Origin of the sequence: Plantactinospora sp. ZYX-F-223 (assembly GCF_039649625.1) — a bacterium.
Classification (GTDB): domain Bacteria; phylum Actinomycetota; class Actinomycetes; order Mycobacteriales; family Micromonosporaceae; genus Plantactinospora.
In genome coordinates this window covers 152,171-165,678 of record NZ_JBDJAV010000012.1, presented here as the reverse complement: position 1 = coordinate 165,678, position 13,508 = coordinate 152,171, and the positions used below count along the sequence as shown (strand labels likewise).

The following is a 13,508-nucleotide window of genomic DNA, read 5'->3' as shown; positions in this document are numbered from 1 at the left end:
TCCGCGCGACGCGCTCAGGCGTTCGACGCCTCGCCGACGACGGCGTAAACGCCCTGGAGATTCACCATTCGACTCAGTTCCGCCTGGTCGATGGTGACGTGCAGATTCCGCTCCAGCGCCGCGAGAATTTCGATCGCCAGCAGCGAGTCCGCACCGTGGTCCTCTTTGAAGAGACTGGTCTCGGTGACCTCGTCGGCGTCGATTTCCAGAATCTCGCAGACGATCTCCTTGACCTGCTCGCGGTCGATGTCGGTGCTGGTGGTCGGGGTCGTGCTGGTCATGTCGCCTCCAGAAACGGATCGGTTGAGTGAATATCTCGATGGCTACCTCTGGCCGGCGGCGCCGTGCGCCTCTTAGCCCGATACCGTTTGCCGCTCCGCCGTCTGGCGGCACCATCGGATCGCGGTACTGTCCCGAGTCTGTGAGCCGCGACTATATTTCTCCTATATGGCGACGGGCGGTCCGCCATATCCGGTCCGACCGCCGGATTTCCGACTAGCGCGGTCGCCGGCCCACCCGGATGGCAGGGTGGGGGCATGGCGGTCGACATCGTCTACGAGACGCACGCGATGACCACCGACAACGAGGCCGGGCTGGCCACCGGCTGGCAGCCCGGCCAGCTCTCCGAGTACGGCCGGCAAGAGGCCCACGAGTTGGGTGAGCGGCGCCGCGACGACGGGCTGCGCGTCGTCTTCTGCTCCGACCTGGCCCGCGCGGTGGAGACCGTGGAGATCGCGTTTCCGTTGCGGAAGCTGCCGGTGCACCAGGACTCCCGGCTCCGCGAGTGCGACTACGGCGAGCTGACCGGCCGCCCGGTGGCCGAGCTTGCCCCGCTGCGCCTCCGGCACCTGGACGAGCCCTTTCCGGGCGGGCAGAGCTACCGGCAGGTGGTGGAGCAGACCCGGAACTTCCTCCGGGACCTGGCCGCCGCCTGGGACGGGTCCCGGGTGTTGATCGTGGCGCACTCGGCGAACCGGTGGGCCCTCGACCACCTGCTGCACGGGGCCCCGCTCGCCGACCTGGTCGCCGCGCCGTTCGAGTGGCGCCCGGGCTGGACGTACCGGCTGCCGTCGCGCTGGGGCGCCGACCGCCGCCCGCCGGCCCGGTCGCAACCCGGGCAGCCCACCCCGGAACACTGAACCTTTTCCACCTGGACCGCGCGGCACTCACGCACCGCGTCCGACCTTGGGTCCGCCGGACCGCAAGGGGAGGTTGAGAAAGGTCCACCGGTAGCCGGTGCCGGGAGGGACGGTGTCGTCGCCGTCCCGCCTCGCCCGGCTGGTCGGGCCCCCGGACCGGAGCATCGGTAACTCGCGGGCGGTCGCCGCCCGGGCCTGCCTATTCTTGGCGACGACATGCAGACGCCACCGCCCGCCCCTGCCGTACCCGCCGCCGACCTTCCCGCGCTCCGGGCCCGGCTGCCGGAGTTGATGTTCCGCGACCAGCGCCGGATCCAGCGCCGGATGGAAGGGCTGGCCAAGATCCGTGATCTCGGGCGGCGGCAGGCGGCCACCGCCGAGATCGCCGCCGAGATCGCCGCCGCGGAGCAGCGGCTCGCCCGCCGCCGGGCCGCCGTACCGGTGATCACCTATCCCGCCGGACTGCCGGTCAGCGACCGCAAGGACGACCTGCTCGCCGCGATCCGGGACCACCAGGTGGTGATCGTGGCCGGCGAGACCGGCTCCGGCAAGACCACCCAGCTACCCAAGATCTGCCTGGAACTGGGTCGGGGCATCCGGGGGCTGATCGGGCACACCCAGCCGCGCCGGCTGGCCGCGCGTACCGTGGCGGACCGGATCGCCGACGAGCTCGGCACCGAACTGGGCGGGGTGGTCGGCTACAAGGTCCGCTTCACCGACCAGGTCGGCGACGGCACCCTGGTCAAGCTGATGACCGACGGCATCCTGCTCGCCGAGCTCCAGCAGGACCGGATGCTCCGGCAGTACGACACGCTGATCATCGACGAGGCGCACGAGCGCAGCCTCAACATCGACTTCATCCTCGGCTACCTCCGGCAACTACTGCCGCGTCGGCCCGACCTGAAGGTGATCATCACCTCGGCGACCATCGACCCGGAGCGGTTCGCCCGGCACTTCGCCGCAGGCGGCGAGCCGGCGCCGGTACTGGAGGTCTCCGGCCGGACCTATCCGGTCGAGACCCGCTACCGGCCGCTGGTCGAGTTGGGCGACAGCGAGGACCCGGACGACGACGGGGACACCGTACGGGACCAGATCCAGGCGATCGGCGACGCGGTGCAGGAGTTGGCCGCCGAGGGTCCCGGGGACGTCCTGGTCTTCCTCAGCGGCGAACGGGAGATCCGGGACACCGCCGACGCGCTGGGCAAACTCGTGCAGAATCGCCCCGCCCTGCGGGACACCGAGATCCTGCCGCTCTTCGCCCGGCTCTCCACCGCCGAGCAGCACCGGGTCTTCCAGCCGCACCGGGGCCGCCGGGTCGTACTGGCCACCAACGTCGCCGAGACCTCACTCACGGTCCCCGGCATAAAGTACGTGGTGGATCCCGGCACCGCCCGGATCTCCCGGTACAGCCACCGGCTCAAGGTGCAGCGGTTGCCGATCGAGCCGGTCTCCCAGGCGTCGGCCAACCAGCGCAAGGGGCGCTGCGGGCGTACCTCGGACGGGATCTGCATCCGGCTCTACGACGAGCCGGACTTCCTGTCCCGGCCCGAGTTCACCGACCCGGAGATCCTGCGTACCAATCTCGCCTCGGTCATCCTCCAGATGACCGCGATCGGGCTGGGCGACATCGCCGCGTTCCCGTTCATCGACCCGCCGGACAAGCGCAACATCGCCGACGGGGTCAACCTGCTGCGCGAGCTGGGCGCGCTGGAGGAGACCGGCGAGGAGACCGGGCACCGGCTCACCCCGCTGGGCCGGCGGCTGGCACAGCTCCCGGTCGACCCCCGGCTGGCCCGGATGGTGCTGGAGGGCGAGCGCAACGGCTGCGCCACCGAGGTGTCGGTGATCGCGGCCGCGCTCTCCATCCAGGATCCCCGGGAGCGGCCGGCCGACAAGCAGGCCCAGGCCGACCAGGCGCACGCCCGGTTCACCGACAAGGAGTCGGACTTCGCCGCCCTGCTCAACCTCTGGCGATATCTCCAGGAGCGGCAGCGCGAGCTGTCGTCCAGCGGGTTCCGCCGGATGTGCAAGGCCGAATACCTCAACTACCTGCGGGTCCGGGAGTGGCAGGACATCCACTCCCAACTCCGCCAGGTGTTGCGGACCACCGGCGGCGGGCCGCCCGACGGCCGCCCGGGGCGGGGCGGGCGCGGCGCGGGCCCGACCACCGACGGGGCCGCAACCGGCGGCCGCGCCGGCACCGACCGGGCCGACACCGGACCGGGTACGCCGACCGCGACCGGCGGGGCCGGTGACACCGCGCCGGACGGGTTCGACAGCGACCGGATCCACCAGTCGCTGCTCGCCGGGCTGCTCTCGCACGTCGGCCTGAAGGAGGCGCAGAAGAACGAGTACCTGGGTGCCCGGGGGGCCAAGTTCGCCCTCTTCCCCGGCTCGGCGCTGTTCCGCAAGCCGCCGCGCTGGGTGATGGCCGCCGAGCTGGTCGAGACGTCCCGGCTCTGGGGCCGGGTCGCCGCCCGGATCGAGCCGGAGTGGGTCGAGGCGCTCGCCCAGCACCTGGTGAAGCGCAGCTACAGCGAGCCGCACTGGGAGAAGAAGCAGGCCGCGGTGATGGCCTTCGAGAAGGTCACCCTCTACGGCATCCCGCTGGTCAGCGGCCGGAAGGTCAACTTCGGCCGGATCGACCCGGCGCTGAGCCGGGAACTGTTCATCCGGCACGCGCTGGTCGAGGGCGACTGGCAGACCCACCACAAGTTCTTCCACGACAACCGGGCCCTGCTCGACGAGGTCGAGGAGCTGGAGCACCGGGCCCGGCGCCGGGACATCCTGGTCGACGACGAGACCCTGTACGCCTTCTACGATCAGCGGATCCCCGCCGAGGTGGTATCCGGCCGGCACTTCGACTCCTGGTGGAAGAAGACCCGCCGGGACCGGCCCGACCTGCTCACCTTCGACCGGCAGATGCTGGTCAACGAGGGCCGGGGCGGGGTGGACGCGGCGGACTACCCGGACGAGTGGCACTCGGACGGGGTGGCGCTGCCGTTGACGTACCGGTTCGAGCCGGGGACGGCGACCGACGGGGTGACGGTGGACATCCCGCTGCCGATGCTCAACCAGGTCGACGCGGAGAGCTTCGACTGGCAGGTGCCGGGACTCCGCGAGGAGCTGGTGGTGGCGCTGATCCGGTCGCTACCGAAGGCCGTACGCCGCAACTTCGTCCCGGTGCCGGACTACGCCCGGGCGGTACTGGCCTCGATCACACCCGGCCGGGAGCCGCTGCTCGACGCGCTGACCCGGGAGCTGCGCCGGATGACCGGGGTGACCGTGCCGCGCGACGCCTGGGACACCGAGCGGCTGCCGGCACACCTGCGCCCCACCTTCCGGGTGGTCGGCGAGGAGCGGCAGACCGTCGCCGAGGGCAAGGACCTGCCGGCGCTGCAACGGCAGCTCACCACCCAGGTACGCCGGATGGTGGCCGCCGCCGCGCCGGACGTCGAACGCTCCGGCCTGCGGGAGTGGAGCATCGGCACGCTGCCGCGCTCGATCGAGCAGGACCGGGCCGGCTACCTGGTCACCGCCTATCCGGCGCTGACCGACGAGGGCGACAGCGTCGGCGTACGGGTCTTCGAGACCGAGGCCGAGCAGCGCCGGCAGATGTGGGCCGGCACCCGACGGCTGCTCCGGCTGACCCTCGGCTCGCCGCAGAAGTTCGTCTCCGGACGGCTCTCCAACGAGGCGAAGCTGGCCCTGAGCCGCAACCCGCACCGCAACGTGCAGGACCTGCTCGACGACGCCGCCGACGCGGCGGTGGACAAGCTGATCGCCGATGCCGGCGGGCCGGCCTGGGACGCCGAGGGTTTCGCCGCGCTACGCGACCGGGTCCGCTCGGAGTTGGTCGACACCACGTTCGAGGTCGTCGACCGGGTACGCCGGGTGCTGGCCACCGCCTACGCCGTGGAACAGCGGCTGGCCCGGACCAACAACCTGACCATGGTGGCGGCGCTGGCCGACATCCGCGCCCAGCTCTCCGGGCTGGTGCACCGGGGCTTCGTCACCGAGACCGGCTACGCCCGGCTGGCCGACCTGCCGCGCTATCTGACCGCGATCGAGCGACGCCTTGACCGGCTGCCGCAGAACCCGCAGCGGGACCGCGACCAGCAGGCCCGGATCGCCCAGGTGCAGCAGGAATACCAGGAGATGCTCGACGCGTTGCCACCGGCCCGCCGGGGCGACGACGCGGTACGGCAGATCCGCTGGATGATCGAGGAACTCCGGGTGAACGTCTTCGCCCAGGCGCTCGGTACGCCGTACCCGATCTCGGAACAGCGGATCTACCGGGCGATGGACGTGGCCGAGGCGGGCTGAGCCGGGAACGGTAAGGAACATGTCAAGATTGACGGGCCCGAATCGGTCCACGTAGGCTGACCAGGTCGGCGGCGGCAGTTTTCCCGTTTACTCAAGTCCGGGAGCGCCCGTATGAGACGCCACCGCACGACCGTCCTCGCCCTGCTCGCGATCGTGACCCTGCTGCTGGGCATGGCACCCGTCCCCGCCTCGGCAGCGGCCCGGTTCCGGGTCCTGGTCTTCTCCAAGACCACGAACTACTACCACGACTCGATCCCGGCCGGCATCGCCGCGATCGAGCGGCTCGGCGCCGAGCACGACTTCGAGGTCGAGGCGACCACCGACGCCGGGGCGTTCACCGACGCCAACCTCGGCCGGTTCGACGTACTCGTCTTCAACAACACCAACTCCACCCCGGAGTCCGGCGACCTGCTCGACGCCGCGCAGCGCAGCGCGTTGCAGAACTTCGTCCGGGCCGGCGGTGGCTGGGTCGGCCTGCACGCCGCCTCGGCCAGTGAACGCGACTGGGCCTGGTACGAGGGCCTGGTCGGCACGATCTTCGACTTCCATCCCGACTTCTCCTCGACCGGCGGCACGTACCCGGGCCGGGTCAAGGTGCTGGACGGGGCGCATCCGTCCACGAAGGACCTGCCGGAGCTGTGGGAGCGCGGCGAGGAGTGGTACAACTGGCGCACCAACCCGACCGGCCGGGTGCACACGCTCGCCCAGATCAAGGTCCGGGACGGCATCCCCGGGCTGGACGAGGGGCACGACCACGCGTACTCGTGGTGCCAGCACTACGACGGCGGCCGGTCCTGGTTCACCGCTGGCGGGCACGCCAGCTCCGCCTTTGCCGAACCGGCCTTCCTGGCCCACCTGCGCGGCGGCATCGAGTGGGCGGCCGGGGCGGTGCCCGGCGACTGCGGGGCCACCCGGACCGGCAACTTCCAGCGGGTACCGCTGGTCACCGCGGACCTGGCCGACCCGTTCGAGCTGGCCGTGGCGCCGGACCGGCGGGTCTTCTACATCCAGCGGACCGGCGCGGTGAAGGTGATCGACCAGGAGACCCTGGCCGTCCGCACGCTTATCGACTTCGCCTACACCCCGACCCAGACCAGCCAGTCCGACGGGCTGCTCGGGATGACCCTGGACAACGACTTCGGCACCAACAACTGGATCTATCTGCTCTGGTCGGACAAGACCGCCAACCAGCTCAACCTGTCCCGGTTCACCGTCGCGGACGACGCGATCGCGATGAGCAGCGAGCGGCGGTTGCTGACCATACCCACCTACCGGGGCGAGGGGCGGGCCAACTCGCACATGGGCGGCTCGCTGACCATGGACCGGCACGGCAACCTCTACGCCGGGATCGGCGACAACACCGACCCCTTCGAGTCCAGCGGCTACACCCCGATCGACGAGCGGGCCGGCCGGCGGGCCTGGGACGCGCAGGCGACCGCCGGGAACACCAACGACCTGCGGGGCAAGATCCTGCGCATCACCCCCCGCCCCGACGGCACGTACGCGGTGCCGGCCGGCAACCTCTTCGCCCCGGGTACCGCCCGGACGCGGCCGGAGATCTTCGCCATGGGGATGCGCAACCCGTTCCGGATCACCGTCGACCCGCTGACCGACGCGCTGCTGGTCGCCGACTACGGGCCGGACGCCCGGGCCGCCGACCCGAACCGGGGTCCGGAGGGGACGGTCGAGTTCAACCGGATCACCAGCGCCGGCAACTACGGCTGGCCGTACTGCACCGGCGACAACGTGCCGTTCAACGACTACAACTTCGCGACCTCGACCCCGGGGCCGAAGTTCGACTGCGCCGCCCTGGTCAACAACTCCCCCAACAACACCGGGCTGACCAACCTGCCGGCGGCCCGCTCGGCCCTGGTCTGGTACGCCTACTCCGCCTCGGCCCGCTTCCCCGAGCTGGGTACCGGCGGTGGCGGCCCGATGAGCGGCCCGGTCTACGACTTCGACCCGGCCAACCCGAGGCCGACGAAGTTCCCGGAGTACTACGAGGGCAAGTGGATCGTCTACGAGCTGACCCGGCAGTGGTGGAAGACCCTGTCGACACACGACACCGCGCAGACCTTCACCGACCCGAGGTTCGGGCCGACCCGGGTCGGCGACCTCCAGTCGATCAACGGGATCTTCGCCGACATGAGCTGGATCCAGCCCTTCGAGGCGGAGTTCGGCCCGGACGGCTCGCTCTACGTGATCGACTTCGGGGTCGGCAGCGGCAGCGGCCGGGGCGGCAGCAACGAGGGGGCCGGGATCTACCGGATCGACTACGTGGCGAACGGCCGCCCGCCGGTGGCGAAGCTGACCGTGGACCGGGACAACGGTCCGGGGCCGCTGACGGTCCGGTTCTCCAGCGCCGGCTCGGCCTCCGGTGACGGCTCGCCGATCACGTACGCCTGGGATCTCGACGGCGACGGTGACACCGACTCGACGGCGGCGAACCCGACGCACACGTACGCCGACCGGGGCCGGTTCACCGCCCGGCTGACGGTGAGCAGCGCGGGTGGGCTCAGTTCGGTGGCGACCGTACAGATCACGGTCGGCAACACCCGGCCGACGGTCGCACTGAACGTGCCGAACGGCGGCTTCTTCGACTTCGGCGACCAGATCCCGTACGCGGTCACCGTCACCGACCCGGAGGAGAGCACCGTCGACTGCGCCCGGGTGGTCACCCAGACCCAACTCGGGCACGACAGCCACAGCCACCCGATGGACAACTACCTCGGCTGCTCCGGCTCGCTCGGCACCGAGCCGGCCGGCGGCGACGGGCACGGCCCGGGCCAGAACCTCTACACGGTGCTGACCGCCCAGTACACCGACGGCGGCGGCCCCGGCGGGGTGCCGGCGCTGATCGGCTCGGTCCGGCACGAGTTGCAGACCAAGAGCAAGGAGGCGGAGCACTTCGACGCCTCGAACGGGATCCAGGTGCTGGACCGGGCGACCGCCCGGGCCGGGCGGCGGGTCGGCGACGTCGACCACGGCGAGTGGATCAGCTTCGGCCCGGTGAACCTGACCGGGATCGGCTCGGTCACCGCCGGGGTCAGCTCGGGCAGCGGCGGCGGCAGCATCGAGTTCCGGGCCGGTTCGCCGACCGGGCAACTGCTCGGCACGATGCCGGTCGGCAGCACCGGCGGCTGGGACAACGTGGTCTCCCCGACGGTCAACCTGGCCAACCCGGGCGCGACCTTCACCCTCTATCTGGTCTTCACCAACCCGGCGCAGACCGGTGGCACCCCCGACCTGCTCTCGCTGGACTGGTTGCGGTTCAACGGGGCGGGCGTGAAGCGGGAGACCGGCGGCAGCGTCTCGGTCACCGCCACCCCACGGACCGGGACCGCGCCGCTGTCGGTGGCGTTCACCGGTACGGCCACCGCGGCGGCCGGGCGGACGATCACCGACCGCGCCTGGGACTTCGGCGACAACACTCCGGTCGTGCACGGCGCGTCGGCGACCCACGCGTACGCCCGGCCGGGCACCTACACCGCCCGGCTGACCGTCACCGACAGCACCGGGGCGACCATGTCGAGTCACCTGACGATTACGGTCAGTTGACGGATCACCGGGTGGGCCGTGCGGCGGCGGCCCATCCGGCCCCGGAAGTCCCGCTCGGCGGTGGCAGGTGGCGAGCACCACAGCCATCCCGGCCCTGACCAGTTGGAACGTCGGGGCCCCGGTTGAGTAGGCTGATCACCGGCCATCCAGAGCGACCGAGAGACCTGGCTCGTCGACGTCGCAGCAACCCCCCACGTGGGTGCGGGTGCTACCGCCAGGACCGATGGAGGTTTCGCAGTGCGCAGCATCCAAGCCGGGCGGGCGAGCCGGCTGCATGTCACCTGGCACCGGTGGCGTCGACACGTCGACCTCTGCCGGACCAGCACCATGCTCTGTCGGGCCTCGGCGCTCTGTCGGGCCTCAGCCTGACCTGTCGGGCCTCGGCCTGACCCGTCGGGCCTCGGCCTGACCGCGACCGCCGGTCGGCGGCATCCGACCATCTCGTCAGCACCCCTGAGCGACGTCGTCCTGCACTGCTCGTGACCTGACCGGTCGGGGCAGTTGTCGGCCCATCGTCGCCGGATATTTCCTGGAGTTTCACTACAATGCGGATCAATACTCTCGCCACCCGCCTCCTCTCCGGAGTCGCCGCCGTCGCGCTGTTCGGCGCGGTCGCCGCGTGCGGCGGCTCCTCCTCCGGCGACGCCGCCGACAACCCGTACGACCTGCTGCAACCCGGCACCCTGCGGGTCGGCACGCTCACCGACGCCCCGCCGAACGTCTATCTGAAGGACGGGAAGTTCACCGGCTTCGACAACGACCTGATGACCGCCGTCGCCGGCAGGCTCGGGCTCAAGGTGGAGTTCGTCGGCACCGAGTTCTCCGCGCTGCTCGCCCAGGTCAACAACCACAAGTTCGACGCCGGCTCGTCGTCGATCACCATCACCGAGGCGCGGAAGAAGACCGTCGACTTCAGCAACGGGTACGACTTCGGCTACTTCGGACTCGACGTACCGGCCGGCTCGCCGATCAGGAGCTTCGGCGAGCTGAAGGGCAAGCGGGTGGTCGTGGTGCAGGGCACCGTGCAGGACGACTACGCCACCAAGGAGGGGCTGGACCCGGTCCGGGTACCCGACTACAACGGCGCGATCAACCAGCTCAAGGCGAAGACCGCCGACGCCTGGATCGCGCCCGCCGAGATCGGCGAGAAGTCCGCACAGGAGAGTGGCGGCAAGATCGTACTGGCCGAGAAGCAGCTCAGCTCGGCGCCGACCGCGTTCGCGGTGGCCAAGGGCGCCGACCCGCTGCGTGAGGCGCTGGACTCCGCGCTCGACCAGGTGATCGAGGACGGCACCTGGACCCGCCTCCAGGAGCAGTACTACCCGGGGCGGCCGGTGCCGGCCAGCTTCAAGCCGGGCAGCGGCACGGTGACGTACCCGCCGGTCAAGGCCGGGCCGACGAGCCCGGCCGCCACCCCGGCGAGCTGACCCGGCCAGCACCGCAGACAGCCGTCGGCCGGTCGCACCGCGCGCCGGCCGGCGGCTCCGGACCCCGAGACAGGTGAGGCCATGGAGACCCTGGCGACATTGTGGGAGACCTTCTTCGACCTGGAGTCGATGCGCGAGGCGCTGCCCGAGATGCTGACGGTCGGGCTGCCCAACACGCTGCTGCTGGCGCTGCTCTCGGCCATCCTGGGGACGCTGCTCGGCATGCTGCTGGCGATGGCCGGGCTGGCCCGGACCCGCTGGCTGCGCTGGCCGGCCCGGATCTACACCGATGTGTTCCGGGGGCTGCCGGCCGCCGTCACCATCCTGCTGATCGGGGTCGGGCTGGCGCCCCTCGGGCTCGCCTGGTGGGGCCCCAACCCGTATCCGCTGGGCATCCTGGCGCTGTCGCTGATCGCGGCGGCGTACATCGGGGAGATCTTCCGGTCCGGCATCCAGAGCGTGGAGGCCAGCCAACTGGAGGCGACCCGGGCCCTGGGCCTGTCGCACGGCGCCGCCATGCGCCTGGTGATCATCCCGCAGGGCGTACGCCGGGTCCTGCCGGCCTGGGTCAACCAGCTCATCGCACTGATCAAGGACTCCAGCCTGGTCTACTTCCTCGGCCTGGTGGCCAGCCAGCGGGAACTGTTCCGGATCGGCCAGGACTACGCGGCGAACACCGGCAACGAGTCCGCGTTGCTGCTCGCCGGGCTGTTCTACCTGGTCATCACCGTGCCGCTGACCCACCTGGTGAACTGGGTCGACCGGCGGCTGCGCGAGGGCCGGGCCGGTGGCCCGGAATCCGACTTCGACGATCCGGTGGCGCTGGCCGGCGAGACCGCGCTACCAACCGGTGGAAGGGAAACCCGGCATGCCTGAGTCTCTCCGTCCGACCGCATCCATCCGGTCGGCGTCGGCCGTCGAGGCCACACCGCCCGTCGGTTCGCCGACTCCGGCCGGCTCGACCGGGGACGGGACCGGTCCCGGGTACGAGTCGGTGAGCGTCGCGACCCGGGACGTACACCTCTCGTTCGGCCGGCACCAGGTGCTGCGCGGCATCGACCTGGAGGTCGGCCGGGGCGAGACCGCCTGCGTCATCGGCCCGTCCGGGTCCGGGAAGTCCACCCTGCTGCGGGTCGTCAACCGGCTGCTGGAGCCGGACCGGGGCGACGTACTGCTGGACGGCGTGAGCGTGCTCGACCAGGACCCGGACGCGCTGCGCCAGCGGATCGGCATGGTCTTCCAGCAGTTCAACCTCTTCCCGCACATGACGGTGCTGCGCAACGTCACGCTCGCACTCCGGCAGCTCAAGAAGCTCTCCCGGGACGAGGCCACCGAGCTGGCGCTGCGCCAGCTCGACCTGGTCGGACTGCGGCACAAGGCCGACGTCCGACCCGGCCGGCTCTCCGGCGGCCAGCAGCAGCGGGTGGCCATCGCCCGGGCACTGGCGATGTCGCCCCGGGTGATGCTCTTCGACGAGGCGACCTCGGCGCTCGACCCCGAACTCGTCAAGGGCGTGCTCTCGCTGATGGCGGAGCTGGCCGGCCAGGGCATGACGATGCTGGTCGTCACCCACGAGATGGGCTTCGCCCGGCAGGTCGCCGACCAGGTCGTCTTCCTCGACCGGGGCCGGGTGGTCGAGGCGGGCCCGCCCGCGCAGCTCTTCGAGGACCCGCGGAGCGCTCGGCTCGGGCAGTTCCTCTCCCAGGTGCTGTGACCCGGTCAGCCGCCCGAACGGATCCGGTCAGCCGCGCGGCCTGACCGGCAGTGCGGAGAGGCCACGGAGCAGCAGGCTGGACCGCCAGCCGATCTCCTCCGGCGGCGCCGCGAGGCGCATGTCGGGAAACCGGCGGGCCAGGGCGCCGAAGGCGATCTGCCCCTCCAGCCGGGCCAGCGGTGCACCGAGGCAGTAGTGGATGCCGTGCCCGAAGGCGAGGTTGGGGATGGGTGGCCGGTCGAGGTCCAGCCGGTCCGGCTCGGGGAACCGGTCCGGGTCCCGGTTCGCGGACAGCAGGGCCACCAGCACCGACGCGCCCTCGGGGATGGTCCGGCCGCCCAGCTCGACCGGCTCGATCGCGGTCCGGAACGAAGCGTTCTGCACCGGGCCCTCGTAGCGCAACACCTCCTCGATCGTCCCGGGCAGCAGCTCCGGCTCGGCCACCACCCGGGCCCACCGCTCCGGCTCGGCCAACAGCAGCAGCATGCCGTTGCCGATCAGATTGACCGTGGTCTCGTGCCCGGCGATCAGGAACAGGTAGACCATCGAGACGAGTTCGTCGTCGGTGAGCCGGTCGCCCTGCTCGTGCACGGCGATCAGCGCGGAGAGCAGGTCGTCGGCCGGGCACTCGCGCTTGGCCGCCAGCAGCGCACGGATGTAACCGACGATCGCGGTCAGCGCGGGCGGCAGCCCGGCCGGGTTCATCGGGCCGGTGACGATCGCATCCGTCCAGCTCCGGAAATCGGCCTGGTCCTCGGCCGGTACCCCGAGCAGTTCGCAGATCACCTGGATCGGCAGCGGGAAGGCGAAGCGGTCGATCAGGTCCACCTGCTCGGCGTCGGCGATGCCGTCCAGCAACTGCTCGGCCAGCTCCTCGATCCGGGGGCGCAGCGCGGCCACCCGACGTGCCGTGAACGCCCCGGAGACCAGCCGGCGCAGCCGGGTGTGGTCGGGCGGGTTCTGCGCCAGCATGTGCCGGCCCACCGCCCGGGCCACGTCGTCCGGGATCATGCCCCGATAGCTGAACCCGCCGGCCGAGGTGGTCTTGGCCAGCCGGGGGTCGCTCAGCGCCCGCTGTGCGTCCTCGTAGCGGGTGACGACCCAGGCGGTGGCGCCGGTCGGTAGTTCGACCTCCACGACCGGGCTGTCCCGGCGGAGTTCGGCGAGCACCCGGTGCAGGTCGGCGGTGGATCCGAACGGATTGGCAACGGCGGTCGACATCGTCTCCCCATCCGACGAGTGGACGCCCGGCAGCCGGAGCGGATCCGGGCTGCCTCCTATGCTGCCACCGTCGGCGCCGTGCACAGGGCCCCGCCGCCGGCCAATCTCCGGCACGAGCGGGCT

8 protein-coding genes and 1 riboswitch are annotated in these 13,508 nt (G+C 71.3%); of the genes, 6 read left to right on the top strand and 2 right to left on the bottom strand.

Going from position 1 to position 13,508, the window contains the following annotated elements:
• Positions 1-14: 14 nt before the first annotated feature.
• On the bottom strand, positions 15-281 hold the full coding sequence (locus AAH979_RS14760) for an acyl carrier protein (protein WP_203870081.1): 267 nt from the start codon (positions 279-281) through the stop codon (positions 15-17).
• Between the two features lie 255 nt (positions 282-536).
• Here AAH979_RS14760 and AAH979_RS14755 point away from each other — a divergent pair, with 255 nt between their 5' ends.
• The 6 genes from AAH979_RS14755 (at position 537) to AAH979_RS14730 (ending at position 12,164) form a co-directional block, all read left to right on the top strand.
• On the top strand, positions 537-1,139 hold the full coding sequence (locus AAH979_RS14755) for a histidine phosphatase family protein (protein ID WP_346258653.1): 603 nt from the start codon (positions 537-539) through the stop codon (positions 1,137-1,139).
• A gap of 216 nt (positions 1,140-1,355) precedes the next feature.
• Entirely contained in the window at positions 1,356-5,465 is a 4,110-nt protein-coding gene (hrpA, locus tag AAH979_RS14750) for an ATP-dependent RNA helicase HrpA (RefSeq protein WP_346258652.1), read from the top strand.
• Positions 5,466-5,576: 111 nt separating this feature from the next.
• Positions 5,577-9,023, top strand: a complete 3,447-nt coding sequence (locus AAH979_RS14745; protein WP_346258651.1) for a ThuA domain-containing protein — start codon at positions 5,577-5,579, stop codon at positions 9,021-9,023.
• Between the two features lie 139 nt (positions 9,024-9,162).
• Positions 9,163-9,253, top strand: a riboswitch (SAM riboswitch).
• 315 nt (positions 9,254-9,568) lie between these two features.
• Positions 9,569-10,450, top strand: coding sequence for an ABC transporter substrate-binding protein (locus AAH979_RS14740; protein ID WP_346258650.1), 882 nt, complete (start codon positions 9,569-9,571; stop codon positions 10,448-10,450).
• A gap of 81 nt (positions 10,451-10,531) precedes the next feature.
• Positions 10,532-11,326 (top strand): amino acid ABC transporter permease, encoded by a 795-nt coding sequence (locus AAH979_RS14735; RefSeq protein WP_346258649.1) that lies wholly within the window; start codon positions 10,532-10,534, stop codon positions 11,324-11,326.
• Positions 11,319-12,164, top strand: coding sequence for an amino acid ABC transporter ATP-binding protein (locus tag AAH979_RS14730; protein WP_346258648.1), 846 nt, complete (start codon positions 11,319-11,321; stop codon positions 12,162-12,164). Before AAH979_RS14735 ends, AAH979_RS14730 begins: the two co-directional genes overlap by 8 nt.
• Positions 12,165-12,191: 27 nt before the next feature.
• On the opposite strand, the gene AAH979_RS14725 is transcribed toward AAH979_RS14730, so the two are convergent.
• Positions 12,192-13,385 (bottom strand): cytochrome P450, encoded by a 1,194-nt coding sequence (locus AAH979_RS14725; protein WP_346258647.1) that lies wholly within the window; start codon positions 13,383-13,385, stop codon positions 12,192-12,194.
• Positions 13,386-13,508: the final 123 nt, after the last annotated feature.

Coding starts and splice junctions, on each gene's coding strand:
- AAH979_RS14760 (WP_203870081.1), bottom strand. CDS start 281: ATGACCAGCACGACCCCGACCACCAGCACCGACATCGACCGCGAGCAG.
- AAH979_RS14755 (WP_346258653.1), top strand. CDS start 537: ATGGCGGTCGACATCGTCTACGAGACGCACGCGATGACCACCGACAAC.
- hrpA (WP_346258652.1), top strand. CDS start 1,356: ATGCAGACGCCACCGCCCGCCCCTGCCGTACCCGCCGCCGACCTTCCC.
- AAH979_RS14745 (WP_346258651.1), top strand. CDS start 5,577: ATGAGACGCCACCGCACGACCGTCCTCGCCCTGCTCGCGATCGTGACC.
- AAH979_RS14740 (WP_346258650.1), top strand. CDS start 9,569: ATGCGGATCAATACTCTCGCCACCCGCCTCCTCTCCGGAGTCGCCGCC.
- AAH979_RS14735 (WP_346258649.1), top strand. CDS start 10,532: ATGGAGACCCTGGCGACATTGTGGGAGACCTTCTTCGACCTGGAGTCG.
- AAH979_RS14730 (WP_346258648.1), top strand. CDS start 11,319: ATGCCTGAGTCTCTCCGTCCGACCGCATCCATCCGGTCGGCGTCGGCC.
- AAH979_RS14725 (WP_346258647.1), bottom strand. CDS start 13,385: ATGTCGACCGCCGTTGCCAATCCGTTCGGATCCACCGCCGACCTGCAC.